Origin of the sequence: Cohaesibacter haloalkalitolerans, assembly GCF_003574655.1 — a bacterium.
Lineage (GTDB): Bacteria > Pseudomonadota > Alphaproteobacteria > Rhizobiales > Cohaesibacteraceae > Cohaesibacter > Cohaesibacter haloalkalitolerans.
In genome coordinates this window covers 34,011-58,696 of the sequence record NZ_QNUM01000010.1, presented here as the reverse complement: position 1 = coordinate 58,696, position 24,686 = coordinate 34,011, and the positions used below count along the sequence as shown (strand labels likewise).

Here is a 24,686-nt window from a genome sequence, read left to right as displayed (position 1 = left end):
GCTAACCATGTTCCGCCTTGGGTGCGGATGTAACAGCCTTCACGGCCATGACCGCAGATCCGGCAAGCAACACTGAGCCCAGAAGAAACCCGCTCCACCAGCCAACATGATCCAGAAGCATGCCGCCGAGAAAGGCTCCACTCGCGATCGAGCACTGGATCAGGGCGACTTGCAAGCCACCACCTGCCTCAAGCTCATCGGGGATGACAACCGTCATCCAGGTGTTCCAAGCCACCATCAAGGGTGTTGCGCACATTCCCCATACCACCAGCAGCGGGATTGTAATTGTCGCGAACCCGCCCAGAAGGATCAGAAGCACGCCGATCAATGCCAAGATAGATGGTACGGCCATCAAAGGCAGGAGTGGCTTTCTGCGCAAGATCGAACCGATCAGCAGCAGGCCTGCGACACCGCCCAACCCAAGGCTCAACAAGGACAAAGAGACATATTCTTCGTGCAGATTTGTGATTGTCTCCAGAAACGGTCGTAGATAGATCACTACGGCATTCTGACCGATGAAGAATAGCCCGATGGCCCCCATGCTGGCCGCGAAATGCTTTCTTCTGAGCATACCAAACATATCCCCCAACCGGACTAGGCTGCGCGGAGGGAGTGGCGGAATGATGAGGAACAACCAGACTAGCGTAATCACTCCAAGAGGGATGGTAACGAGGAACGTGTTATGCCAACCGATGATGGTCTCCAGAAAGCTACCTACCGGAGCGGCCAGGACCAGCGCAGAAGTTGGGCCAATCTGCAGAATGGCAATCGCTCGCGGGACGTCTGCGCTTCTGGCCAAACGGGTGACAATAGCGGTCGATAAAGACCAGAAGCCGCCGACTGCAACGCCAACAAGCGCCCGACCGACTAGGAACAGGGCAAAACTGTTCGACATGCCAACGATCAGGCTCGAGGCTACCAAGAGCAAAGCATAGAGCAGCAAGATGGACCTGCGGTCTGTGCCAGAAAGCAGGCGATTGCCAAGCAGGCTTGCGGTCACCGCAAAAAATGCGGAAACGACCATCGCAAAGCCGGCTTGCCCCTCTGTGATCACAAGATCGCTGGCAATCGGTGTCAAAAGGCTGGCAGGTAGAAATTCAAGCCCGACCAGCAGAAAAGTGAGAAGTGAAAGGCAGCCAATGGCACCCCAGCGGGTTGGTGCGCTCTCGCTAACACCAATTGGCTCATCCATGAGAACAGTCATACTAAACCCTCTATTTGTTTCCGGGCTTAGATAACCTTCATTGATTGTTTGTCCTAGAGAGGCAATCCGGCATGTGGCAATGAAGAAAATTCATGAATCGGTTGATGAAGTTCCATCTGTCTCAAATCAGGTTCCTGCGTACTTCATTTGTCACTTTGACCGGTATCTCAATGCCTCCACTAAAAGGGAAAAGGCAGGTGTTGGTTGGCGGCGGCTGGGATAATAGAGATGGTATCCCGAAAATGGTTCGCACCAGTCTGAAAGAACATGAACCAGTTTGCCACTTTCAATCAGAGGTGATAGCTGGGCTTGAGGCAGATAGGCCAGTCCCAGACCATTCTGGGCAGCTTTCAGAATTAGACTGCCGGTATTGAAAACAAGCTGTCCATCCACTCTTACACTGAGTTCTCGACCTTCTTTTTCAAACTCCCATGCATAAAGGCCACCATGTCCAGAAAGGCGCAGATTGATACATTTATGTTGCGTGAGGTCTTGCGGCTTACGGGGAATTGAGTGCCTTTCAAAATAGTCGGGAGAACCGGCTACGGCCATTCGCATTTGAGGCCCGATGCGCACAGCTATCATGTCCTTGTCAATCGTTTCCCCCGGCCTGACACCCGCGTCAAACCGTTCGGAGACAATGTCAGTCAGACCGTAATCGGTCACGATTTCCACTTTGATATCAGGATATTGTTGTACCAACTTTGAGACTGCCGGAAACAGGATCGACTCCGCTGCAAATTCTGTGGCGGTAAGGCGAATGACACCAGATGGCTTTTCCTTCAGATCACCAAGCATCATCAGTTCGTGCTGAATTTCCTCAATGCGAGGGCCAATATTGTGCAGGAGCCGCTCACCTGCCTCTGTCGGGGCAACCTTGCGTGTCGTCCTGTTGAGCAATCTCAATCCCAAACGAGCTTCCAAAGCGCGAATTGTCTGGCTCAACGCAGACTGTGACACACCCAACCGCTTGGCAGCTTTGGTAAAATTTCTCTCATGAGCGACAACCATGAACGCCGCCAGATCGTTGAGACTCTCTCCAGACATTTAGAAGTTTTCCTTATTGATGCATACTGAATCTAGCATCTAATCGCATAGTCTGTCTTGCGCTATTTTATTGAGAATTGGTTTGAGAAAGGAAACGAGCCATGTCTCTTGCAAGAAAGTCTCCCATAGTCTTGGCGATTTTGACCCTCATAGGGGCTGCATCCGTCTGGCAGGCTTGGGCAGAAAATGATCGCGTTCAATTTCCTGAAAATTACAAGAACGGCGTGCACTACGCGACGGTCAACCGGGGCGGTGTCCGCGAAGAGCTTTACACAAGCCCTGAAGCGATTGCTGCCGCAAAGAGGGGCGACCCTTTTCCCGATGGCACCTTCATCATGATGGAAGATTATCGCGGTGATCAACTCCATCGATATGTCGTGATGGAAAAGCAGAAAGGCTGGGGTGAAGCTTATTCGGAAAGTGCACGAGCTGGAGATTGGGAATTTCGTGAGTTCGCGCCCGATCGATCGCCGAACATGTCCGAAAATGGACAACGTTGCATGAGTTGCCACCAAAGTGAAGCAGGTCAAGACTTTGTATTTACAATTGATCAGATGCGAGAGGAGTAAGTCATGAGCAAAAGGAGTAAAGGCCTGAATTCATCCCAACCTCGGTCACTATTTCGCCGAGGCATGCGAACTGGTGCTGCGGCGCTGACGGCTGCGGCCTTGATGACAGGATCTGGAGCCGCTCAGGCTTCGTCGCTTGAGAAGAATGACAAAGGTCTCATCCGGGTCAAAGTGATTGCAGGCGGGAAAGAGGCCACAGCCACATTCATTGACAATGCTACGAGCAGAGCTTTGATCGCTAAGTTCCCCCTGACAGTCCCGATGCAGGATCTATACGCACGGGAGCTGGTTTATCGCTTCCCGAACGCTCTGCCTGCCAATGAGACAACCACGAGCAACTATGATGTCGGGGACATCGTCTATTGGACGCCAAGGCACAGCTTTGTCATCATGTATGCGCAAAACGGCGAGCGCATCAGCAATTTGCAAAAAATCGGGCGCATCGACAGCGACGTCGAAATCTTCCAACAGGTTGGCAGCACCGAGGTGACATTTCAGCTTCTGAAGGACTAGAGCCAGCAGCAGGAAGCATATTCTGCTTTTGCTGCTATTGGCCGCATATAGAGCGTCTCATGACCGATCAAATATCTAAATCGGCTGGTGCTTCACCGGCTGTATTCCGCATTCTCACGCCGATCATGGCTGCAGTGCTTGCAGGCTTCCTGATCATAGGCATTGCCCTGCCGGTGTTGCCCCTGCATGTGACCGATGATCTTGGTTATGGAGCCTTTGTGGTCGGCCTGGTCGCCGGGGCCCAGTTTATCGCCGCGCTGGTTTCCCGCGTCTGGGCAGGTGCCTTCTCCGACAGATACGGCCCCAAGGCTGGCGTCATTACGGGACTTACAACAGCCATTGTGGCGGGATTGCTCTATCTTTTGTCGCTCGCTCTAGCAGGCACGCCACTCATGTCGGTCATCATTCTGATTGTTGGCCGCGCTGTTCTTGGCGGTGCCGAAAGCTTTATTATCACCGGTGGAGTGAGCTGGGGGTTGGGCCGGGTCGATGATGTTCACGCTGGCAAGGTAATCGCATGGGTCGGCACGGCCATGTTTGCAGCCATGGCACTTGGAGGCCCGTTGGGCAGCCTTTTGTTCTCGTCCTATGGCTTTGTATCCATAGCTCTCGCCACAGCCCTTATTCCGCTTGCGGTTCTCGTGGCCCTGATCCAAATTCCAGCGGTGCCGCTACATCCGGCACAGTCCAAAAAGTCAGCCCTGTCAGTTTTAGGTTCTGTTTGGCTTCCCGGATTGGGTGCGGCTTTTGCCAGCATTGGCTATTGCGCGATTTTGACCTTCAGTTCGCTATACTATGACGAGCAGGAGTGGCACCCCATCTGGCTGGCATTTTCCGCCTTCGGCTTGGCCTTGATTTTTGCAAGGCTTGTTGCGGGTCACTGGCCGGATAAATTCGGTGGGGCGCGGATAGCGCTTACCTTTGTGCTCGTTCAAACCCTTGGATTGCTCATTCTTTGGTTGGCATCAAATGCCTTCATTGCCTCTTGCGGGGCCGCACTGGCAGGCTTCGGATATGCGCTTGTCTATCCCGGGTTGGGTGTGGAAGCGGTTCGCGGCTCGTCTGCCGCCAATAGAGGTCTGGCGATGGGGCTTTACACCGTGTTTCTTGACATTGCCATGGCGATAGGAAGCCCAGCCTTGGGATGGATCGCCGGATGGTCGGGCCTTGATACAATCTTTGCAGCAAGCGCCCTTGTCGTGGCCTGCACTGCATTGATCGCAGCTCGCCTGATTATCAGCGCCCGTGAATAAAGGCCCTACGACCGACGCCTCTTCAACAATGAATCAATTTCATGGACAATGCTTCTAAATAGAGAAAAGATAACAAATGGAACGTCTTTCCTTCAGGAGGCATGAATGAAACGAGAAGATCTCAGCGATCTGGCGGTCTTTATGGTCGCGTCGGAAGAAACAAATTTCACAAGAACCGCTGCACGCCTTGGAGTTTCACAGTCAGCTGTCAGTCACACAATACGACGTCTGGAAAGCTCGATCGGCATTAAACTGATGAACCGCACATCTAGGTGCATTTCCCTGACAGACGCTGGAGAAAGGCTACTGGCAGCCTTGCGGCCCGGGTTGGGACAGATAGACGACAGGATTGAGGAACTGAGATCTCTTGGCGATGCGCCAAAAGGGCTGGTAAGGCTGACCTCAAGCAAACCCGTAGCCAGGATCCTGCTTTGGCCGGTGCTCTCGAAAATCGCCCGAGATTATCCAGAGATCGAGATTGAACTCAATCTGGACGCTCGTCTGAACGATCTTACCGAGGACCGTTTCGATGCAGGTATCCGTCTTGGAGAATTTGTTGGTCTGGGCATGATTTCGGTGCGCATAGGGCCGCCTGTTCGTATCGCAGTTGTCGCCTCTCCCGACTATTTGAAGAAATATCCCGCTCCCACGCATCCAAGTGATCTTGGTGCCCATCGCTGCATCAATCACCGTTTCCATCCTAATGCGGCCATGTATGAGTGGGAATTCGAGAAGGATGGAGAAGAAATAGTCACCCGTGTATCCGGCGCGTTTGTGTTCAACGACAGTGATATGTCGATCAGGGCCGCAAAAGAAGGCCTTGGCATTGCCTATGTAACTGAAGATGAAGTCATGGACGATATCCGGAATGGTTCCCTTCATCGCCTCCTGGAAGACTGGTGCGAACCGTTCGAAGGATACCATCTGTTCTATTCGAGCCGCCGCCAGATGAGCTCGGCGTTGAGGCTCGTGATTGATCGCCTCAAAGCACAAAACGTCTCCAGGTCTAAAGCTCTTTGATTGCTTCTCCTGTGAAAGTAAAAAAGGCCCGCGGTCTCAAGATCGCGGGCCTCTTATCTTTCTATGAAGGCGATCAGGCTACCAGATGCTGTTCGAAGAAGGATTGCAGTTTATCGAACGGGATGATGTCCAACTGGTCATAGAGATCGGTGTGGTTGGCGCCCGGAATGATCATCAGTTCTTTCGGTTCTGCTGCGTTCGCATAGGCCGTTTCACTGAAATACCGTGAATGGGCTTTCTCACCATGAATGAACAAGACCGGACGCGGCGAAATTTCCGCAATATAGGTCAGGATTGGCATATTCATGAACGGAATCGCCGTTGTAAGACTCCATGAGCCATTGGAGTTGACCGATCGCTTGTGAAAGCCGCGCGGCTTTTTATAATAGTCCGCATATTCCACGACGAACTGCGGTTCGCCTCCCTTCAGTTCGAGAGATACAGGACCATAGGCAGGGCTGCCATTCTCCGCGTCCTGCCAACGCTGTTGGCTCAGGCCCTCGAGAGTCTGTGTGCGTTGTTCCAGTGTGACACTGTCATTGTAGCCCTTCGACATCAGACGGGTCATGTCATACATGGTGCTGGCCACAACGGCTTTCACGCGCTTGTCCGATGCAACAGCATTCAGTGCCATGCCGCCAAAACCGCAGATCCCGATGATACCAATGCGCTCCCTGTCCACCATCGGCTGCATGCCAAGACAATCGACTGCCGCACTGAAATCCTCGGTATTGATTTCGGGCGAAGCACTGTTGCGCGGTTCCCCGCCACTTTCACCAGTATAGGAAGGATCAAAGGCGAGCGTAACGAAACCACGTTCAGCCATGGTTTGGGCATAGAGCCCAGAGGATTGCTCTTTGACAGCCCCAAATGGTCCACTCACGGCAATGGCCGCAAGCTTGCCGCCAGCATGATCTTTCGGCACATAGAGATCGCCAGCCAAGGTAATCCCATAGCGGTTCTTGAAGCTGACCTTTTTGTGTTCGACCTTTTCGCTTTTCGGGAATGTTTTGTCCCATTCATCAGTCATATTGCTCGCCTTTGCTTCCGTTTTGCTGAATAGCGAGGTCGCACCAATAAGTGCCGCGCCAACACCTGCGAATTTCAGAACATTTCTTCTACTAGAAATCCCAAATTTACTTGAATTTTGGATACTATTATCTTTATTCAAAGGGGCCTCCTTGGATTTTACCTGCTCGCCAATCCGTTAAAATTCTGATGATACGAATATGGTCTTTAGGAAGGAGGATGGTAGTGAGTAATTCTTGTTTGAAGCCATGAATTTCATTCATGCTTCAATGTGGTTCTGCCGGTTAAACACCATCCTCGATTGCCACAAAGGTCCTTGTGACGCAGCGCCAGAAATGATGATCGTAGAGTATGACCGGATTACCGCCCTCTTTTCTTGCTTCAAAGGGCCTTAAGTCCAAACCGGTCTCTACATTTTGGATGGCATAGGAGCCGGTGATTTCCATAGCCACCGCGTTCTGAACCACTGGCCCGAAGATCAGAAATACCGCCAAAGACTTCTTGATGGCATTTCTGGCCGCTTTTTTCTTTGTTAGACCCCACTTCACATGCCCAGATTCCTCGATCAGCGGCCATGCTAAATCTGACTGGTGTAGCATAATGCGAATACAATTCGGGTAAGTGAAGAGATCAAGGGCCATTTCTGGCGACCTACACCAAGAAGTGGGACACTATCCTGCCCCACGGCTTTTCATACTCTCGCGGCAAGATTCCGGTCTGTCGAAAACGCCCTGCATGAATCCTGACGGGTGTCTTTTTCGTCAGCGCAAAATGAAAAGTGATCAGCAGCGCTATTCGTCTTCGTCAGCATATAATTGCCTAAGCGCATTGATATTGACGATCAGAATCTTTCCGTACTTAGCATCTATCCATCCTAACTTTTCCCACGCGACCAACCGTTTGTTGATAGTTTGACGGGTCGTGTTAATAATTGTCGCCAGATCGTCCTGCGTTAGATAGAGATTGATCAGCACTCCCCGTTCGTGCGGCTCTCCATATCCCTCAGATAGACTCACTAGCCGCTTTGCTAAGCGGGCAGACACCGATAAAAGTGTGCTGTCATGCAGCATGGCGAAAGCACTGCGTACCACTTTACACAGCAGTAGCGCCAGAAATCGATTAAAAATCGGGTAACTTTGCAGAAGGTGTTCTACATCACAGGGTTTGAGTGTCAGGAGTGTGGTTTTACCGATCGCCCTGGCGTCGTGGGTACGGAGGGATTTATCGATCATGCCAATTTCGCCAAACCAGTTGCCAGGCGAAAGATAGCGGAAAATACATTCTTTGCCGTCGGCAGAGACTGTACTTGCCTTTACGGAACCGGTGATGACCGCATAGAAGCCAAGCGATTCATCACCGCGGTAGTGAATGATTTCGCCATTCTCGTATTGATACAAATTGGCGCGGGACATAATCTGTTCGATGAGATAGTCCGGTAGTGCTCGAAACCAACTGCTACCAAGTAGAATATGGTTGATCTCTTCCGTAGAAATGACGGGGCTATGTGACGGTACAACGGTCAATATCTTAACCATCGTTGTGGCTCCTGAGGACGTTTGTTGTCGTAGCACTGTATCATTTGCCATGAACAAATTGGCGCGGATTTGGCGCAACTAATTCCCCCCAGATTTCCCATCGAGTTACTAAACTTGGCCTGCGCCCCAAGCCGCTACCAGTTTTAAGAGCGCAGAGCAAGTCGAGCATTAATCACCTCTTTGTATTTGTCAGTATTGTAGCGGCCCGGGCGATAAAGGTTGATTATCTCACGCGAAAGCGCTCAAGAGCATCCTGACGAAGCGTGGTGCCTGCACCTGGCGCGGTGGGGAGAGAGTAGTACCCTTCGTTGACTTCAACCGGATTGACGAAACAGTCCAGCGTCCAAGGAATAAATTCCAGCAATGAGCAGGAAGGATGCGCCATCACCAGATGCAGCTGCGCCTGCATCATGTCACCGTGATGCGGCGTTACCGGTAGATTGAAAGCCAGACCAAGATCGGCAATTTCCCATAACGCCGTCAGCCCCCCGCAACGTGTTGCATCCGGTTGCAGGTAATCCACGGCACCAGCCAATACAAACTCTTTAAAAGAATCGAATTGATAGAGCAGCTCACCCAGCGCAATCGGCGTGTTTATATGTTCAGCCAGCGTACGGTGGCTCGCGACGTCGTCGTGCCACATCGGCTCTTCAAACCAGGTGATATCGAAATCGGCGAGCCGCGAGCCGTACTGCTTAGCGGTACTGATGTCCCATTTGGCGTTCGCGTCGACCATCAGATTCACGTCATCGCCAATCGCCTTTCTGACGGCCTCAATACGTTTGAGATCCTCTCGCGGATCCGGCTTACCGATTTTCATTTTTATGGCATTAAACCCTTCTTCAAAAATCATCTTTTTGCAGTCATCAACCAGTTCCGACGTATCGCGGACCAGCCAGCCGCAGTCAGTGTTATAGGCGAGAACGCGGTTGTTTTTCGAACCGCCAAAGACTTGCCACAGAGGCTGCTCCACCATTTTTGCTTTGAGATCCCACAGCGCGATATCAATGGCAGAGAGCGCCATTTGCATCAAGCCGCCGCGACCGACCCAGATATTGGTCGAACTGCGAGACATCTTACGATGCAGATAGCGAACTTCGCTGGCGTCCTCGCCGATCAGCATTGGGCCGAAAACGTCCTGAATGATGGTGGTGATAAGGCGGTCGGTGGTGATGTCTGCGTGCGTCCCGGTATAACCATAGCCAACAAGACCGGTATCCGTTTCGATCATCACCCCCGGCATTCCCCAATGGGTAATGCTATGGGTTGAGTCGCCAATAATATTTTTTGTAACCGGCACGTGCATAATAAACGTGGTGAGTTTGGTGATTTTCATTGCGGCTTCCTGTGTCTGAATTTCCTCACGGATGGCCGCACTGTAGCAACGGCGTTCCTGCAAGTCTGTCAAACGGTTGACACTTCCTCGGAAGCGGAGGAGTTAACTGAGCTTTTAAATGGATCGCGAAGTTGGCCGCTGTCCGATGGTGGAATCGACAATTGGTCATGCTCTGCACCCTAAAAAGGGGATCGTTTAAAATTAGAGTTTTCACGCTATTCTTTCGGCTGGCAGAAGAAACAAAAGCAATATTAAGCTCGATGTTTTGGCCAACTTCAGGCGCCTGGGTGAAGATGAGACAACCATCCGACTATCTGCTTTGCTACACCATCGCACCAACCTTCAAAACGCTTTCCCCATAAATCACACCATGACCCTCTCGGCTTCGCCCTTCCGAGGTTTGTCAATGCGCGCCATATGTGCCCGCAGAGAACTCATGCCATGGCGCGCATCGAAAACCTTCAGGGAAGTGAACTTTCGCTGCGTGGTTCTCGAATGTCTTCCCCGCGCGACCTATAAGCCCTGGAATCGTACGGTGGACTTGGTTGCTTGCCTGGGTCATTCTATTAATTGCTCGGCTCCTACGTGTGCCCTTGTTATTCATTTGAAATGGCCACAGGTTAGATTTTGGCCAGGAATACTGTTTTGCCTTCCCAATCAACGACCAAAGAGGAGGCTATATGACCGAGGACAACAAAACTGAAGGCGTGACAACCACAGAGAAGGACTTTGGCCTCGAGCAAAGTCGAGGCAAGAGCGGGGGGCCTTTGTGATGAAAGAATACCAACTAGTGGAGCTATTATTAAGGTTATTCTCTTGGATGAATGCGAACCAAGGTGTCCTAACATTCTCTATATTTTTGACAACAATAATACTTGGTTGGGCTAGTGGGATTTTTTCCGGGCTCCGCCATAGACCAAAACTGAAGGTGGGTCTAATCGATGGGCCCACATTTTCCTGTACATTCGCTACAGGAGAGAAACATGATGGCTTCGACGCTCATCGAACGGGAATAGCTCTTTATCTACATATATCAAATTGCGGAAACGCACCTACCGCGATTACGGCCGTGGAAGTTGGTTATCATTGGCATTTACGTCCATTCTCTAAATTATGGTGGAAGTACCGTGTAGGATGGTTTTGGCTGACGGACCAATCAGTGGCGTTGCTTGATTTCCAAATTTCTATTGGAAGCAGCACGAAAGTCTTCCCATTTTTAACGCAGATGAACCGCCTATCAGCCGCGCAGCCGAAAACCTATCTTAGGATTGGCGACGCGACAAATGGGGTTGTTTATTTTGAGCAGAAAGAAAGCTGGGGCGGGTGTTTCCCAAGTCCTAGACTTGGTTACACACTGGTTAAGGTGCGCCTCAGGGACACACATGGCCGTCAATACACTTCGAAGCATAAGATTCCAGTAATAGAGCTGGTTGATGCCCTACGGTACAATCCTCGCTTTGGAGAAACTCATCAAGAGCTCAGCGGTGAGTTTTTGCCAAACCAAGAAGACGAGATCACAATTGGAACATTTGATTCAACAAAGAATAGTGACGAAGCGACCAAGTAGCTTTTGAGCTCGAGCTGACCTCCGCTGCGGAAAAGATGAGGGTCAGGTAACAGACGCGAGTTCCGAGCACGTCTTTCACAGGCACCAAAGACCTCAATGTTTTCAATGACCGCCTTGGGAGGATTTCCAACGCGGGCCGAAATCTCATCCAGCCCAAAAATCGCGCCGCGACCCGCGTCGAAAATCCTTCACCTAACCGGTCATTTGTTGGTTAAGATATGCAGCAAGCCCGCTTCCCCATTGCGGACCTTCGAACGAAGCACATCATTATCTGCTATCGGATAACAGGCTTTGCGGACAAGGCTGCCTTCACGAACGCAATGGTGAAGTCTATGTCATTGAGACCACATAGGCGGCATAGGCAAGCAGAAAGCCACTTCCGGCAAGACGTCCGATTTGGCGGCAGAACAGCAGAAGGCCAAACAGCAGCAATGTTGCACCCAGCATGACCCATCCGTCTATCAGGAAAAACCGCTCGGCAACAGGAACCGGGCAGACCAGCGAGGTGATGCCCAATATGCCTAATATGTTGAATATGTTGGAGCCGATGACATTGCCGATGGCAATATCGGAACGTCGGTGCAGGGCAGCGACCACCGAGGTTGCCAGCTCTGGAAGGCTCGTGCCCACCGCGACGACCGTGAGACCGATGACGGCATTGGAAACACCCAGATCCGAGGCAATAGTGGTAGCGCCACGAACTAGCAGATCGGCACCGGCCACCAGCATGACAAGCCCTACGGCAAGCAGGATTACAACACGAGACGTTGAAAGGGGGAATGTGATTTGATCACTCTCACTGCACCCCTCTTTCCTGTCCTGCATGTAGGCCAATGCAAGATAGGCAAACAGGGCCAGAAGCATCGCACCACCGGCCAACAGGGTGATGGTTTGGAATGAGAGAGCTGCGACAAGGGCAATGGCGGAAATTACCATGACGATAGCATCGCGCCTGGACATGCCCTTTGAAACCTTTATGGGAGCAATAACCGCAGCAAGGCCGACGATCAGCAGTATATTGGCAATGTTAGACCCCACCACATTGCCGAGGACAATGCCCGGGTAACCGCCAACCGCCGCCTTTAGGGACACCAGAAGCTCTGGCATCGAAGTGCCAAACCCGACCACTGTCAGCGATATCAGAAATGCAGGCAAGCCGAGTTTGCGCGAAACGCCAATTGCGCCGCGAACCAGCCATTCGCCGCCAAAATAGAGAAAAACGAGACCGGCCAAGACAAAGAGATATTCCATAAATTCTCCTGAGTACCCCAGCCCAACATATATGCGTCTCATGAGCAAATATGTGGTGAGGTCAACAGATGGATAGATATGGATTGCGCCCGGGACGTTTCAATATCTGCAAAAACTATATTTTTGAAAAATAGATAGCGTCTCGCCCCATCTGGTTCAGTCGTGTCTAGCCTTGGGGGGCACAAGAATTTTGGGGAGCCAAGCTCTTGTACAGACACAGCAGAATCCCCATTCTCTTTCAGCTGAACAACATGTTTGTTGCCTAGGGACCCAATGCAAATGCGATTTGCGGCTAATCTCCTGATCTGGTTGTTATTGCTATTGGCAACCAATCTACCGTTTCGGGCGGAGAACATTGCCGTTATTTCGCATCAGCATCAACTGTCTGAGATCTCTGCCTCTGAGCATAGTCTCGCTCTCGTCTCTGATCCGTCGGGCGATCTACAGATCGGGCGGCTGAAGCGGCTGCAATCAAGCCAATTCTGGCTGGATCGATCGGACGCTAACGACAATCCCGTCATCCCTTGCGGAACGGCCGCCTTGTTGGATGATGCCGAATGGGACGGATTATATCCTCGGCTGTACAATCAGATCGTCCCGACCGGGCTCTCAGACGAGTACCGCTATTCACGCGCGCCTCCTGGCATGGCTATCTGACGCGATCACGGAAGCAGCAGGCCGCCGTCTGTCCTTGTAGGCCGCGGCTGAAGACTTTCTCCGTATCAGCGTCAGAACATGTTTCAATGAAATCAGCCCCAAAATACGTTGTGATGCCCCGGTTTCAGTCAGAGCCGGATCGGCCATTTCAGGCCCGGGCGCAATCCGCACAACGGAAGGCGATGGTTTCCTGATACCAAAATCAGCTTGTCTGGAGACAAATACAAATGCTTGTAACCAAATCCACTATCAACGCAGCGGTTGGAGCTGCCGGTGTTTCACTGATCATATCTTCCGAAATCGGAGCCGTGCTGCTCGGGATCGCAGTTCAGTATGCCAGAGGCTCGATGCTGATTGCATGTGACATTCTGTTTTCCCTGATAATCCTAAGCTTCTTTGCCGGGTATTGCCGGTATGCCTATCGGGTTGAAAGAAAGCTTCAATTGCAAGATCTGCCACAAGAGCAGGACAATGAACCTGAAATAGCGGCTAGATAGAGCCTGTTCGGATTGGCAATGCTTCACGCTCCCCTCGTAAGATTTTCGCGAGGGGAGTGACGGCTCTTGGTAATGATCAAACCGAGCTGGTCACAATCACCTAGATGCGCCTCAAGATCCCTCCAATGGCCGATTATATCGACGGCTTCGGAGTTCTCGTACCAGCACCAAATGTCTGCAAACGCCCCGTTTTGCCAGAAGCACACCCTGGTGCCATGAAATTTAGGCGCTGCATCGAATATTCAGAAAGTCCGCGAACCTGTCCCGCGGCTGACTAAAAATGCTGCGGTTCGCGCGAACGGCAGCTTACAGACAACCGAACTCAACCGATGAAGGTCAGGTCTGGGTCGATTCCGTTGAAAAAGTCGCTGATCACTCCTCCAGGTTAGGTTTCGTAGAATTTCATTCCTGTGTTCTTGAGAATTTGGATTTCAATCCGCTTCAGCGCCACTGTGAGAAATTGAATTCTAGGATTTCAGCAAGGAATTTGAGTGCGACCCTTTTTCAACGGAATCGGCCCAAACACGACATTGAAAATGGTGGGGCCTTTCGCAAGCGCGAAAGGGGTGCCCGGAAACCGCAGCCCAAAACGGGCGTTCGGAGAGGGCTACTCCCCAAAAGCAAGCTTCCCCATTTCGGACATTCGGGTGAAGCGCAGCATAATCGTGGTGGCCATCGGTATTTTCCATCCTGCATCAATGCGAACCGATAATTCATTGATCGGATTTTACCGTTATTAAATTTGAGTTATTGACTCAAGAAATATTCTGTATATACATGAGTTAAATTCTCAACTTTAATGCGTGGAAGCTCGTTCAACCCAAGTCTGCGAGGCTGCGCACTGACAAGCGCATGTCTTCATGAGCCTTCCAATCTTCAAAGGCTTTGCTTCCTGGCAAAGGCCACTCGCCCTGATGACCGTCCTGGTATTGCCGGTTCTCGGTATTGCGTTCTGGTACTTTGGCTCTACGCGAAGCTGGTTCAATGCCTATCTCCTACCGCCCCCAGTGGAAGTCTGGACCGCAGCAGTGGATCTTTGGGGCAAGGGGTTGCTTGCCGAGCACATTGAGGTGAGCCTGATGCGGGTGCTTGTCGGCTTTGCACTGTCAGGGTCTTCGGCCTTGCTGCTGGCGGCGCTCAATTGTCGCTTCCCGCTCATTCGGCGCATGACCTTCCTGCCGCTCGAAGCCATCCGGGTGATCCCGCCGCTGGCACTGGTCCCCTTGCTTATTCTCTGGTTCGGCATCGGGGAGGGGTCAAAACTCGCCGTCATCATTCTTGCCAGTTTCTTTCCCGTCTACCTGTCTGCCTTGACTGCCCTGCAGACGGTTGACCCCAAACTTTTGCAAATGGCCCAGACCCTCAACCTCAACAAGCTGGAGACCGTCCGCTTTGTGCTGGTGCCGGGGGCGAGTGCGGGTCTTTCTACCGGCTTGCGTCTTGGCTTTGGCTATGCCTGGCGTGCCCTTGTCGGGGCGGAGCTGATCGCCGCGAGCGCCGGGCTTGGCTATCTCATCCTAGATTCCGAACAGTTGGCGCGGACCGACAGGATCTTCGTTGGCATCGTCGTCATTGCCATCACAGGCATGGTGCTGGATGCCATCTTCCGCCGCCTGCTGCCAGCCGATGATCGGCAGCGCATGCTCGGGGGTGTTTTCTGATGGACATGAGAAGCCCAACCGCTCCTGTCGAGATCAAAGGGGTGAGCAAGCGCTTTGTCCGGGCCGACGATAATAGCGCGAAGCCAGCCGGTCACGCTGTCATCAAAGAGCTGTCGCTCAGCATAGCCCCCAACGAGATCGTTGCGCTGATCGGGCGATCCGGATGTGGCAAAACAACCCTTCTGCATTGCCTTGCCGGGCTTGTGGCCCCCGATGCCGGATGCATCCAGCCTCATGGGCTTGCTGCGCAATGTGCCGTAGTCTTTCAGGATCACCGCCTGCTGCCATGGGCCAGTCTTGAACAGAATCTGCTGCTAGCCTTACGAGCGCGGAAGACACTCGACAGGAAAGAAAGGCTGAGACGTGTCGCAGACATGCTCGGGGCACTTGATCTTGCCGCCTTTGCCAAGACCAGCCCCTCAGCATTGTCGGGTGGCATGGCGCAGCGGGCTGCTCTTGGGCGAGCCCTCTTGCAGGAGCCGGCCCTGTTGCTGATGGATGAGCCCTTCGCCTCGCTTGATGCCCTGACACGCGCGGACATGCACGACCTGCTGCTTGCCCTTCAGGCCCGAAGCCCTCGCACCATCCTGTTCGTGACCCATGATCTGGAAGAGGCGGTCAAGCTGGCCGACCGGGTGGTCGTCATGGCTGAGGGCAGGATCATTGAAGATTTTCCGATTGCCCTGCCAAGGCCTCGCGATCTGGACGGGGTCGAGATCCGCACCATCCAGCGCCATTTGCGCGGACTGGTCAGTCATCGCGGCGAAAGCACGCCCAATTCCCATTCAATCAACCCCATAAACGGAGGAGTCAGCCCATGCTGAAGTCACTTCAAACTGGCATCAAGGCCCTGTCGGCCGCGGCCTTTGGTCTTGCCCTGTCCGCAGCTGCGGCTGTTGCCGACGAGGTCAAGGAAATCAACGTCTCCTATGTGACATCGCCTTTCAACTTGCAGGTCATGGTGACCAAGCTGCAGGGACGGCTAGAGAAGGAATTCGAAAAGGACGGCATCACCATCAACTGGCACGAGATCACCTCGGGTGCCAAACAGGCGCAGGCTCTGGCTGCAGGATCGCTCGATTTCGGCATGGTGATGAACTCCACTTCCGTGCTTATGGCCGCCGCCGCAGGCAACCCGATCAAGATCGTATCTGCCGTCTCGCGTCCATCGGAGACCTTCGCGCTGGTCGCTGCCAAGGATGGCCCCAACTCGGTTGCCGAGCTGAAGGGCAAGACGATCGCCGGCCCGAAGGGCACCGTGTTGCATCAGATGCTGGTGGCAGCCATCGCCAAGGCCGGGCTTGAGCAAAGCGACGTCAATTTCGTCTCGATGGATCTGCCAAAGGCCCGCGCGGCCATGCTGTCGGGCAATGTCGACGCCGCTCTGCTGGCCGCTTCTCTGGTCATCAAGTCCGAGGAAGAAGGTGCTCACGTGATCACCACGGCCAAGGGTCTTGTCACGCCCAAGCTGGTGCTTGCCGCCCGCCCTGACTTTGTTGCCGAGCATCCCGATCTGGTGGCCCGTGTCATCAAGGTGCACAAGGAAGCCCAGAGCTATATCGACGCCAACCGCGCCGAAGCCATCGCGCTCGGTGCCAGGGAGCAGAATATTTCCATTGAGGATGCCACTAGGCTGGCCGACTGGGCAGGCTTCACAACGAGCCTTGATCAGGACGATCTTGCCAGCATAAAGGATGACATGGACTTCCTTATCGCCAATGACCTGATCAAGGGGCCGGTTGACATCAGTGACGTCGTTGCCCCAAGTGCGATGGAGTAGCCCTCATGTCCATGCAACAGTCAAATCCATATGGCGTTCTGGCACGCCACGCTCCCGTTGTGGAACTCAAGGAGAGCGATTGCCCGCTTGCCTTCACGCGCGAAGATTTCATCCGCTATGCCGGTCCGGATCAGATCATCGCTTCGGCGCTGATGTTCCAGATGCTGACCCGCGCCAGCACGGCTCTGTCACCTGATGAGCCGATGGAACGCAACGAGCTGAAGCTTCAGGTCGGGTTCCCCGGCCCGGGTGTGACCGACATCATCGAGCTTGTGCTGCGCGGCAGCACCCGCAACGCCCATAACATCACGATCAAGACCGATGACCTGCCGATGGAAGCTCCCGAGGCACTCATCGGGCGCTTCTATTTCGAGTTCGAATATCGTGGCAAGCGGATCGCGCTCTGGCCGGTGGATGGCTATTTCACCGACGAATTCCGCGCGCAGGTCAAACAGTTCCAGCCAAGAAAGGGCGATGAAGCCACTCAAGAAGCCTATCAGACTTTCAAGCATGGCATGGTGGCCAAGCTGATGGCCGCGGATCCGAGTGCGCTGTTTCATATGAAGATCGTGGCGTAGGTCTGCTTGTCTCAGCTGTTGACGATCTTTGACAATAGTAAGTCAAAGCGCCTCCTTCCCGGTCTCGATGCGGCTGCCAAGGTGCGGCAATGGCTGGGAAGGAGAAAAATCTCCATACATAAAGAGGCAAGACCTGAATAAGATGGGCGTGCTGTTTATGTGCCATTTCCTGTTAAATTTTCTCGCTTTATCACCCGAAAACACCCCTTTGGGCTTGTAATCAGCAGTGCAGCCCCGAGCCGACGTTCTCTGGCGAGCATATGCTGCAAGTCCACTTTCGCTGCTGGAAAATGTCCATCGTTTGAAAAGTAGCTGCCTATTTTGGAGAGCACTGTGAATGAGGACGAAAATCGGCATGGTAACAGGCCGTCGCGCTGAGCAATCGAAAGGCATGAGGACAAAGAAGCGGCCAAAGTAAAGAACATGCGGTTATGCGTAATGATGGAGAAACAATCGGGCTGTTCGAGCCTCTGATGGTTAGCGAAGAGGCCAGACAGCGACCTGAACTCAATGATCTTGCTCTGGAGCTGGCGGAGCGGTCTGCAGCTTTCAGGAGTTCCCTGCCTCTTTCCATCGCTTCTTCGCTTTCGGATCTGATCCGGTCAATGAACCGCTACTACAGCAATCTCATTGAAGGCCACACTACCCATCCCGTCGATATAGAGCGGGCGCTGGCTGGTGACTATAGTTCAGACCCTGAACAACGGGATCTACAACTGGAAGCTCGAGCCCACATCGTCGTTCAAAAATGGATCTATGTCGTTGCTCTACGACCATATTGGCACATTGTGATGCCGTCTGAAGAGGGCGACAACCACCCCATCTTTTACGCCGCCCGCACCGTCAACACGACGGCGCTACCGTGGTCTAATTTTGCACCGCCGTTCTCAATCCAACATCGACATCTTGGCAAACTTTGCCAAGATATGATATACTGCAGCATTGGAGGTTCTCTGATGGCAACAATGAATGTTTCGCTCCCGGAGCCCATGAAAGATTGGGTGACTGAGCAAACCGCTGACGGGCGGTATAGCAATGCTAGCGACTATGTGCGCGATCTCATTCGCCGCGATCAGGCTAGAGCGAAGAAGATCGCTGCGATGCAAAGCCATGTGGATGCAGGTTTAGCAAGCGGTGTCAGCTCTTCCTCAATGGAAGACATTAGACAGATGGCACGAACAAAAGCTGGCCTGACCGCCCCCCCAAATGAGTTATAGACTATCACAGAAAGCTCAAGATGAGATCATAGATATCTACCTCTATGGCATTGAGCGCTATACTGAGCAGCAGGCTGAAAACTACCATGCAAGCCTGTCGACCACCTTTGACATACTGGCCCAGAACCCTGAGCTGGCGCGTGAACGAACAGAGCTTCATCCGCCCGTTCGAGTTCACCCCCATGGGTCACATCTCATCATCTATCGGGTAGAGAACAATCGAGACATCTTCATCATCAGCATACGCCATGCAAGAGAAGACTGGCTGGATGATATTTAGTTCATCACTCAGCATGCCGATTGATGGCGTTTGAAGCCGCTGCAACATTCTCTTCGAAGCGCCTCAGGAACTGCACGGCATCAGCTAATGGTTTCGACATGCCTTGTGACAAAGTTCTGAACAGCGAGAAACAGATCCTGGGAGTGACCCGCCAGCCCAAAATAGTCCTCCATATTTATGGTTTTGGCTGACCCATTCTCATTCGCAACTTTGCTTTTGTCGATCATTTTCTTCTTCCGTTGACGCGACATTTCGCTCCGCTTGGCTTGTTAATGGCTCCTTCTAATTTTACCGCGAGCGTCCCTTTCGTGGCCGGACTGAGCGTTCCTTGATTTTCGGGGTTTTTCCGCCAAAGAAGATGGAGAGATAGGCTTCCTGAATGGCAAGAGCTTCCCGAACCTCGGCGCTTTGAACCACGTAGGATTCAAGGAACTGCCGCCAGCGCCGGTGTTTCTTCTGTTTCTTGAACTTCTCCCAGGCGGGATGTTGTTTAAGGTCCGGATCCAGAGGTTCCTTTTTGTAGGTCCTGTCGGGATCTGTGTTTCTTCCAATCTTTTCCTGATCGATCGCCACGAATGGCCCAAAGGTCTTCTCCAATGCGGCTTTTGAGAAGGACCGGTCAACAATGCTGGCTTTTTCCCGCGTTCCGGATTGGTTTTCGACAAAGACAAGGCCATTGCCGCGCGCTTTGATAGAAACCCCAAGACGATCGAGCTTTTCATGGAAGTCGGCCCAGGAGGAGGAGGTCTCGCGCATTTTGATGAGCAGGTCTTTTCGTTCCTTGAGGAAGGTCGAGAAGGATTTCTCCCATGTGAAGCCTTCCATATCCTGCGCTCTGGAGTTGATGCGCTCTTTTTTCTCCTCGCGCCCCTTTTCCGGCCTGAGGCCATATCTCTTCTCAAGAACCATGCAAGTCTCTTGCAAGATCTTATAATCCCGATAAGGGGTATGCATCTTTAAGGTTTCCGGATGCACCTTGTTGAACATGATATGCATATGGAAATTGTCGGTATTCTTGTGCGTACCGATTACCCGCTGATGGTCGGAGAACCCGAGAGCGTCAGCAAATTCCTTTTCAATATCCTTGAGAACATCAATGTCCGGCTTTTCACCTTCAGCAAAAGAGACGACAAGGTGATAATTGGGATCTGCCTTGCTGGTCTGGTTCATGCCCTGAGTGGCATTAATTTCGATAATAGCAAAATCAATATCCTTCAACTCTGTTCCTGCATCACAATTCGTCATCCAAAAACTTTCGAGCTTTTCGCCTTTCTCTTTGGCATCAGCAATATAGCGAATGAGGTTCCCGGCCCCTCGCGTGTTTCTAAGAGCAGTTCGTTTGGCAATCATATGGAAATCTTCTTGATCTTCTCGGCAATCAGCGTCTGGTTCTCTCTGGCTTCACGCAAAAGCAATTGCATTTCGGCAACGAGCTTACCATTTTGAATCTCGTTCATGCCCTTGAGCTGCAAGTTACCCAATCGGGCTAAGTCAGCCCGTAGTTTCATCAACTCCCTTATGAGTTCTTTGGTTGAGATGTCCGGCATTTTCCCTCGCAGGAAAACCGTCAACAGCAATCTGGATTGGGAGACATTGGCGTTTTCTGCCAAGGTTGCGATGTACTCCCTCTCCTGCTTGGTAACGAAAACCTTTATGAACTTTCGCGGCTCCTTATCGGGCAAGTTTCTCATCGAGCCATCTCCCTCGTTCGCCCTAGAATCTTATCTTGGCTACAGTTTCGAGAGAGAGACAAAAAAACCTGCCGCAGCGCCTCTTCCAGGCCTTTAAGGCCCCGCTCTGCATGAATGTCGTTCCAGTCAGTAAGGCCTTTGGCCTTTTCTTTGCTGGTCAATGGAGGAGCGATCAACTTACCATTGACCGCCTTTGCCGCTTCCCGACCCTTTTCAAGGCCAACATTGGGAAGGTTTTTGAGCGGTAACTGGTGGTCATTATCAGCTGCTATACAGATCTGAAGATCGGGATATTTAGTCCGAATTTCCTTGGCAACCTTGACCAGATTGCCACCATCAAAGGCGACAATGGAGGCAAGTCCGGTTGCTTTGTGAACCGAGGCCGCCGTTGCATAGCCTTCCGCAATGAACACCGCTTTGGCAACGCCACTTTCAAGCTGACGCTTGGGATCAATCACATGGAACAGCCCTTCTTTGCGACCATTTTCAAGAAAGAACTTGTCTTTCCCAACGAATTGAACGTTGTGCAGGTGCCCGTTTGTGTCACGAAGCGGAATAAGCAACCGGCCATCATCAAGCGCTTTGACACCATATCCGTCAACGCCTTTGCGCTTAAGATAGTCACACCTCTTCTGAGTTGCCCAGTGGGGGACATTCTTCCAGATCCCAAAGGCGGTTTTTGCAGCAGCATCCCGCTCTTTCGCGAGATCTTCTGCTTTCTTTTCCCGATTATGCTCGGCCTGAGCCATGATAGCTTCGCGCTGCTCCCGGCTCATTTCAACGGCCTCCCCACGCCATTGAAGGGTTTCATCTCCCTTGAAAAGCTTCAGTTGTCCATTGGGAACACCGCCATCATCAAAGCCGCGATAGGAGGCATTGCTTTTTCGCTCGCCATTGATGGTCACACGGTGCCACGAGCCGTCCATCTCTGGTTCACCTCTAAGGTCAACATCATGACTGCGCAAAAAGCTGGCAAACTGAGCGCGTAGATCCTGCGTGCTGCGCGTATTGTTCGGCAACCATTGTTGCAAGGCATCAGATAGCTTTTCTGAAGGGGCATACCAAAGCTTCCTCGAATTATCGAAGATTGCCCCAGCTTTGTCGGCGGCTCTGCGCTCGGCATAGGGAACTGCAAGGTAAGTTCGTTCGTCTGGCATTTCGAAAATCTTTCAAATTGAAAAAGGCAAGGTCTACGCGGCTTTGGGAGGAACCATTTGGGCCCGCGCAAGTAGATCCTTGTCTTGGAAATACAGAAGCTGACGACCATAGATAGGTGAATGGCCAGCTTGGAAAATCAGCATGTCGCCGGCTTTCGAAATGGAGCCATTTGCCTTCTTCTGCAGACCTGGCAGCGCCATGCATTCATCCGGGGTCAACAAGGGGCGGGAAATTTCAGCAAGGCTCTCCGAATGAGAGGCCCCAAGCTGATCGGTTCGCCAACTTGCAGAGGTGCGTTTCTGGATAATGGTCGTCTTTCCTGCCATGTCGGATAGAAGCCGGGCGGTTTCCAAGGTATTCGGAGCATAGGCAATGCGAACATGGCAGTTCGATACGATGGATTGCTCCCGACCATAGGCCTTTTGCAACTGGGTCAAGTCCTGCACGATAATGAAGGCCTTGAGCCCATAGCCGCCCATGAAGGCAATGGATTTCTCAAAGATCTCCAACTTGCCAACAGAGGTAAACTCATCAAGCATCAAGAGCATCCGGTGCTTGTAATGCTTGACAGATCGTCCCCCTTCAAAAGCCATGTGCGATGTGAGGCGGGTTAGAAACTGGTTGAGCAGGATCCGCACCAACGGGCGCAGCCGGGCAATATCAGAAGGAGGGATGACGATATAGAGGGTCGTTGGTTGCTCTGCGTTCATCAGATCCGCAATCCTGAAATCTGAGGCTGAGATATTGTTCGAGACAATGGGATCGGAATAAAGGGCGAGCTGGGACGTTCCGGTTGAGTGAACGCCAGAGCGTTCGTTCGATGAGCGCTTGCGCATCCGCGCGGCACCAATGCGAACCTCATCATTGACGATCTTGCGCCCGGCATGATCAAAGGCATCCATATCGCGCAATAACCGGTCGAAGCTATCATCCTCCTCGCCATTGGATGGTTTCTCGGCCAATTCACGAATGGTCTGACCGACACTCTCATCATCACCGATAGACATAAACTGGCGAACATCGGCCAATGTGGCGGTGCGCTTTTCCTGAAGCTTGATCCGATACAGCACATGGAGAATTGCGGTTGAAAGCCATGCATAGCCCTCCTCCTGCCAGAAGTCCTTGAGCCCGGCTCCATCAGGGTCAATGATCATGATGGCGATGTTCTGGCAATCGGCAATCTCGTAGTCGGTGCCAATGCGCACTTCTTCGAGAGGGTTATATTTGGCTGATCCTGAAACAGCAGCAGGATCAAACCGAAAGACCCTCTGGCCTTGCGCGGCCCGCCATCCCGCAGACAAGGCATAGTTTTCTCCCTTGATATCAAGAACAAGAGCGGATTCCGGCCATGAAAGGAGGGTTGGGATGACAAGCCCCACACCTTTACCGGATCGGGTCGGTGCAAAGCAGAAGACATGTTCCGGACCATCATGGCGAAGCGCCCTGACCGAGCCTCGCTTGCGCCATCCCCCAACAACAACACCCTGATCGGACATCAGGCCTGAGCGTTTGACGTCTTTCGCAGTCGCCCATTTCGCGGACCCATGCAGATCCCTGGTATTGCGATCACTGCCGACAAGAGACGAACTGGCGCGCCTGTCTGCCCAAGCAGAGATGCCCATCACGACAGCAAACACCCCCAATCCATAATAGACCGGATAAAGAATTTCGTTCGGCACTTTCGCTAGAGGATGCTTGAACTGGTCAAGCAGCCATAACCACCACTGAGGATTGGCAAAGTCAAAGCCGAAGGAATAGCGCCAGCTTCCAATGATGGTGACGACAAGGAGGACAAAACCAATGACACGAATGATCGGACCCATGATATCTCCTCACGCTGCAAGGTTTTCGCCATCAGGCGTCAAGCGTCGCAGAATATAGCGGTCATTCTTCATCTCGTAGATCTCAGAGACAAAGCGACGGCCATCATTGGTACGGCGAATATGGACCACCAGATCGATCAACCTGGACATGAAGCCTGCAGCATCAGGAAGGATCTGACCGGATGCATTGATGTTCTCCTGAAACCTTGAAGGCACCAGAGCGGCGCTTTCGGCGTGAACCGTGCAGAGCCAACCGCGCGCGCCTGTGTTGAGCACATTCAATGCTGCAAAAGCATTCTGGGTTGATATTTCCCCGAAGATGAGATTGTCGGGCGAGATACGCATTTGATGGTCAAAGAGCTGTTGCCAGTCCATGAAACCAGCACCGGCGGCCTTATCACGCGCAGCAATCAGGGAAACACCATTGTAAAAGCGGTCGGTTTCCAGCTCTAGCGTATCCTCGGCGCTTACCACACGCCTATCATCCGGCAGGAAGGACAGAAACTTATTGAGCAGGGTGGTCTTGCCCGTATTGGTGGAACCTGAAATCGCGATGTTCCATTGGTTTCTAAGGGCATTGGCCAGATAGGCAATGTGATGGGGATCAAGGCCCATCATTTCCAGAGACACGTCGTAAGGGTGTTTCAGGCGAATAGCCAAGGACATGTCAGAGGCAACAGAGTTGCCAATCAGGCATTCAAACCGGTGATTTCCAGGGAGACGTGCCGAAAGTTTGGGCGCGGTATCGGGATTATACTCGATCCCGGAAATGTGCGCCAAACCCATACAGATTTCTATAATTCGCTTTCGGGTTAGTTCCGGCTCGGCAACCCGTTTGTAGCGATTGCCGTCCCTTCTCATTTCAAGGATAATTTCGCCAACCTTCTTTGATCGCAACTCAACCACTTCGGGATTGTCATAGTGACGGGAAAGGGGCTTGAGCAGCCGTTGAAGCAGCAGATCAGACATAATAGGTACCAGTGTAACATTGACATTTATCAGGGGAAGGACGTGCGGCAC

Annotated in this window: 25 protein-coding genes; 13 read left to right on the top strand and 12 right to left on the bottom strand. The window is 52.4% G+C overall.

What is annotated here, in order from left to right:
* Position 1: 1 nt before the first annotated feature.
* Both DSL70_RS20165 and DSL70_RS20160 read right to left on the bottom strand, forming a co-directional pair.
* Positions 2-1,204, bottom strand: a complete 1,203-nt coding sequence (locus DSL70_RS20165; RefSeq protein WP_119309785.1) for an MFS transporter — start codon at positions 1,202-1,204, stop codon at positions 2-4.
* 150 nt (positions 1,205-1,354) lie between these two features.
* Positions 1,355-2,251, bottom strand: a complete 897-nt coding sequence (locus tag DSL70_RS20160; RefSeq protein ID WP_119309784.1) for a LysR family transcriptional regulator — start codon at positions 2,249-2,251, stop codon at positions 1,355-1,357.
* 101 nt (positions 2,252-2,352) lie between these two features.
* On the opposite strand from DSL70_RS20160, the gene DSL70_RS20155 reads away from it, so the two are divergent.
* From DSL70_RS20155 to DSL70_RS20140, 4 genes are all read left to right on the top strand, one after another.
* Complete coding sequence (locus DSL70_RS20155; protein ID WP_119309783.1) at positions 2,353-2,820, top strand: cytochrome P460 family protein; 468 nt, start codon at positions 2,353-2,355, stop codon at positions 2,818-2,820.
* A gap of 3 nt (positions 2,821-2,823) precedes the next feature.
* The gene (locus DSL70_RS20150; protein ID WP_342635301.1) at positions 2,824-3,333 is read left to right on the top strand and encodes a cyclophilin-like fold protein; all 510 of its coding nucleotides are present in this window, start codon (positions 2,824-2,826) and stop codon (positions 3,331-3,333) included.
* Between the two features lie 59 nt (positions 3,334-3,392).
* Positions 3,393-4,586, top strand: coding sequence for an arabinose transporter (locus tag DSL70_RS20145; protein WP_119309782.1), 1,194 nt, complete (start codon positions 3,393-3,395; stop codon positions 4,584-4,586).
* A 105-nt stretch (positions 4,587-4,691) separates the two neighbouring features.
* A complete protein-coding gene (locus DSL70_RS20140; RefSeq protein WP_119309781.1) occupies positions 4,692-5,606 on the top strand; it encodes a LysR family transcriptional regulator in 915 nt (304 codons plus the stop codon).
* A gap of 73 nt (positions 5,607-5,679) precedes the next feature.
* Here the strand turns inward: DSL70_RS20140 and DSL70_RS20135 are convergent, their stop codons facing one another.
* From DSL70_RS20135 to DSL70_RS20120, 4 genes are all read right to left on the bottom strand, one after another.
* Positions 5,680-6,777, bottom strand: coding sequence for an alpha/beta hydrolase (locus DSL70_RS20135; RefSeq protein WP_119309780.1), 1,098 nt, complete (start codon positions 6,775-6,777; stop codon positions 5,680-5,682).
* A gap of 142 nt (positions 6,778-6,919) precedes the next feature.
* Positions 6,920-7,276, bottom strand: a complete 357-nt coding sequence (locus DSL70_RS20130) for a hypothetical protein (RefSeq protein WP_119309779.1) — start codon at positions 7,274-7,276, stop codon at positions 6,920-6,922.
* A gap of 150 nt (positions 7,277-7,426) precedes the next feature.
* Positions 7,427-8,170: a Crp/Fnr family transcriptional regulator gene (locus tag DSL70_RS20125; RefSeq protein ID WP_119309778.1), complete on the bottom strand. Its 744-nt coding sequence runs from the start codon at positions 8,168-8,170 to the stop codon at positions 7,427-7,429.
* Positions 8,171-8,393: 223 nt separating this feature from the next.
* Positions 8,394-9,506, bottom strand: a complete 1,113-nt coding sequence (locus DSL70_RS20120) for a mandelate racemase/muconate lactonizing enzyme family protein (RefSeq protein WP_119309813.1) — start codon at positions 9,504-9,506, stop codon at positions 8,394-8,396.
* Positions 9,507-10,278: 772 nt separating this feature from the next.
* Here DSL70_RS20120 and DSL70_RS20115 point away from each other — a divergent pair.
* A complete protein-coding gene (locus DSL70_RS20115) occupies positions 10,279-11,073 on the top strand; it encodes a hypothetical protein (RefSeq protein WP_205563409.1) in 795 nt (264 codons plus the stop codon).
* A 330-nt stretch (positions 11,074-11,403) separates the two neighbouring features.
* Here the strand turns inward: DSL70_RS20115 and DSL70_RS20110 are convergent, their stop codons facing one another.
* Positions 11,404-12,324, bottom strand: a complete 921-nt coding sequence (locus tag DSL70_RS20110; RefSeq protein WP_119309777.1) for a calcium/sodium antiporter — start codon at positions 12,322-12,324, stop codon at positions 11,404-11,406.
* A 279-nt stretch (positions 12,325-12,603) separates the two neighbouring features.
* Between DSL70_RS20110 and DSL70_RS20105 the strand changes: the two genes are divergently transcribed.
* From DSL70_RS20105 to DSL70_RS20065, 8 genes are all read left to right on the top strand, one after another.
* On the top strand, positions 12,604-12,981 hold the full coding sequence (locus tag DSL70_RS20105; RefSeq protein ID WP_119309776.1) for a hypothetical protein: 378 nt from the start codon (positions 12,604-12,606) through the stop codon (positions 12,979-12,981).
* 227 nt (positions 12,982-13,208) lie between these two features.
* Positions 13,209-13,478 (top strand): hypothetical protein, encoded by a 270-nt coding sequence (locus DSL70_RS20100; protein ID WP_119309775.1) that lies wholly within the window; start codon positions 13,209-13,211, stop codon positions 13,476-13,478.
* A gap of 860 nt (positions 13,479-14,338) precedes the next feature.
* Positions 14,339-15,139, top strand: a complete 801-nt coding sequence (locus tag DSL70_RS20095; protein ID WP_119309774.1) for an ABC transporter permease — start codon at positions 14,339-14,341, stop codon at positions 15,137-15,139.
* A complete protein-coding gene (locus DSL70_RS20090) occupies positions 15,139-15,963 on the top strand; it encodes an ABC transporter ATP-binding protein (RefSeq protein WP_119309773.1) in 825 nt (274 codons plus the stop codon). Before DSL70_RS20095 ends, DSL70_RS20090 begins: the two co-directional genes overlap by 1 nt.
* Entirely contained in the window at positions 15,957-16,919 is a 963-nt protein-coding gene (locus DSL70_RS20085; protein WP_119309772.1) for an ABC transporter substrate-binding protein, read from the top strand. The genes DSL70_RS20090 and DSL70_RS20085 overlap by 7 nt, the downstream gene beginning before the upstream one ends.
* A gap of 5 nt (positions 16,920-16,924) precedes the next feature.
* Positions 16,925-17,497 (top strand): hypothetical protein, encoded by a 573-nt coding sequence (locus DSL70_RS20080; RefSeq protein ID WP_119309771.1) that lies wholly within the window; start codon positions 16,925-16,927, stop codon positions 17,495-17,497.
* A gap of 956 nt (positions 17,498-18,453) precedes the next feature.
* Positions 18,454-18,714, top strand: coding sequence for a type II toxin-antitoxin system ParD family antitoxin (locus tag DSL70_RS20070; RefSeq protein ID WP_119309812.1), 261 nt, complete (start codon positions 18,454-18,456; stop codon positions 18,712-18,714).
* Complete coding sequence (locus DSL70_RS20065; protein ID WP_119309770.1) at positions 18,704-18,994, top strand: type II toxin-antitoxin system RelE/ParE family toxin; 291 nt, start codon at positions 18,704-18,706, stop codon at positions 18,992-18,994. Before DSL70_RS20070 ends, DSL70_RS20065 begins: the two co-directional genes overlap by 11 nt.
* 288 nt (positions 18,995-19,282) lie before the next feature.
* Here DSL70_RS20065 and traI read toward each other — a convergent pair whose 3' ends face one another.
* The 5 genes from traI to DSL70_RS20040 are packed head-to-tail and all read right to left on the bottom strand — an operon-like array spanning position 19,283 to position 24,686.
* A complete protein-coding gene (gene traI / locus DSL70_RS20060; protein WP_119309769.1) occupies positions 19,283-20,344 on the bottom strand; it encodes a TraI/MobA(P) family conjugative relaxase in 1,062 nt (353 codons plus the stop codon).
* On the bottom strand, positions 20,341-20,685 hold the full coding sequence (locus tag DSL70_RS20055; RefSeq protein WP_119309768.1) for a plasmid mobilization protein: 345 nt from the start codon (positions 20,683-20,685) through the stop codon (positions 20,341-20,343). The genes traI and DSL70_RS20055 overlap by 4 nt, the downstream gene beginning before the upstream one ends.
* Positions 20,682-21,842: a DUF5710 domain-containing protein gene (locus tag DSL70_RS20050; protein WP_119309767.1), complete on the bottom strand. Its 1,161-nt coding sequence runs from the start codon at positions 21,840-21,842 to the stop codon at positions 20,682-20,684. The genes DSL70_RS20055 and DSL70_RS20050 overlap by 4 nt, the downstream gene beginning before the upstream one ends.
* Positions 21,843-21,875: 33 nt before the next feature.
* Positions 21,876-23,666, bottom strand: coding sequence for a type IV secretory system conjugative DNA transfer family protein (locus DSL70_RS20045; RefSeq protein ID WP_119309766.1), 1,791 nt, complete (start codon positions 23,664-23,666; stop codon positions 21,876-21,878).
* A 9-nt stretch (positions 23,667-23,675) separates the two neighbouring features.
* Complete coding sequence (locus DSL70_RS20040) at positions 23,676-24,686, bottom strand: CpaF/VirB11 family protein (RefSeq protein ID WP_205563407.1); 1,011 nt, start codon at positions 24,684-24,686, stop codon at positions 23,676-23,678.

Coding starts and splice junctions, on each gene's coding strand:
- DSL70_RS20165 (WP_119309785.1), bottom strand. CDS start 1,204: ATGACTGTTCTCATGGATGAGCCAATTGGTGTTAGCGAGAGCGCACCA.
- DSL70_RS20160 (WP_119309784.1), bottom strand. CDS start 2,251: ATGTCTGGAGAGAGTCTCAACGATCTGGCGGCGTTCATGGTTGTCGCT.
- DSL70_RS20155 (WP_119309783.1), top strand. CDS start 2,353: ATGTCTCTTGCAAGAAAGTCTCCCATAGTCTTGGCGATTTTGACCCTC.
- DSL70_RS20150 (WP_342635301.1), top strand. CDS start 2,824: ATGAGCAAAAGGAGTAAAGGCCTGAATTCATCCCAACCTCGGTCACTA.
- DSL70_RS20145 (WP_119309782.1), top strand. CDS start 3,393: ATGACCGATCAAATATCTAAATCGGCTGGTGCTTCACCGGCTGTATTC.
- DSL70_RS20140 (WP_119309781.1), top strand. CDS start 4,692: ATGAAACGAGAAGATCTCAGCGATCTGGCGGTCTTTATGGTCGCGTCG.
- DSL70_RS20130 (WP_119309779.1), bottom strand. CDS start 7,276: ATGGCCCTTGATCTCTTCACTTACCCGAATTGTATTCGCATTATGCTA.
- DSL70_RS20125 (WP_119309778.1), bottom strand. CDS start 8,170: ATGGTTAAGATATTGACCGTTGTACCGTCACATAGCCCCGTCATTTCT.
- DSL70_RS20120 (WP_119309813.1), bottom strand. CDS start 9,506: ATGAAAATCACCAAACTCACCACGTTTATTATGCACGTGCCGGTTACA.
- DSL70_RS20115 (WP_205563409.1), top strand. CDS start 10,279: ATGAAAGAATACCAACTAGTGGAGCTATTATTAAGGTTATTCTCTTGG.
- DSL70_RS20110 (WP_119309777.1), bottom strand. CDS start 12,324: ATGGAATATCTCTTTGTCTTGGCCGGTCTCGTTTTTCTCTATTTTGGC.
- DSL70_RS20105 (WP_119309776.1), top strand. CDS start 12,604: ATGCGATTTGCGGCTAATCTCCTGATCTGGTTGTTATTGCTATTGGCA.
- DSL70_RS20100 (WP_119309775.1), top strand. CDS start 13,209: ATGCTTGTAACCAAATCCACTATCAACGCAGCGGTTGGAGCTGCCGGT.
- DSL70_RS20095 (WP_119309774.1), top strand. CDS start 14,339: ATGAGCCTTCCAATCTTCAAAGGCTTTGCTTCCTGGCAAAGGCCACTC.
- DSL70_RS20090 (WP_119309773.1), top strand. CDS start 15,139: ATGGACATGAGAAGCCCAACCGCTCCTGTCGAGATCAAAGGGGTGAGC.
- DSL70_RS20085 (WP_119309772.1), top strand. CDS start 15,957: ATGCTGAAGTCACTTCAAACTGGCATCAAGGCCCTGTCGGCCGCGGCC.
- DSL70_RS20080 (WP_119309771.1), top strand. CDS start 16,925: ATGTCCATGCAACAGTCAAATCCATATGGCGTTCTGGCACGCCACGCT.
- DSL70_RS20070 (WP_119309812.1), top strand. CDS start 18,454: ATGGCAACAATGAATGTTTCGCTCCCGGAGCCCATGAAAGATTGGGTG.
- DSL70_RS20065 (WP_119309770.1), top strand. CDS start 18,704: ATGAGTTATAGACTATCACAGAAAGCTCAAGATGAGATCATAGATATC.
- traI (WP_119309769.1), bottom strand. CDS start 20,344: ATGATTGCCAAACGAACTGCTCTTAGAAACACGCGAGGGGCCGGGAAC.
- DSL70_RS20055 (WP_119309768.1), bottom strand. CDS start 20,685: ATGAGAAACTTGCCCGATAAGGAGCCGCGAAAGTTCATAAAGGTTTTC.
- DSL70_RS20050 (WP_119309767.1), bottom strand. CDS start 21,842: ATGCCAGACGAACGAACTTACCTTGCAGTTCCCTATGCCGAGCGCAGA.
- DSL70_RS20045 (WP_119309766.1), bottom strand. CDS start 23,666: ATGGGTCCGATCATTCGTGTCATTGGTTTTGTCCTCCTTGTCGTCACC.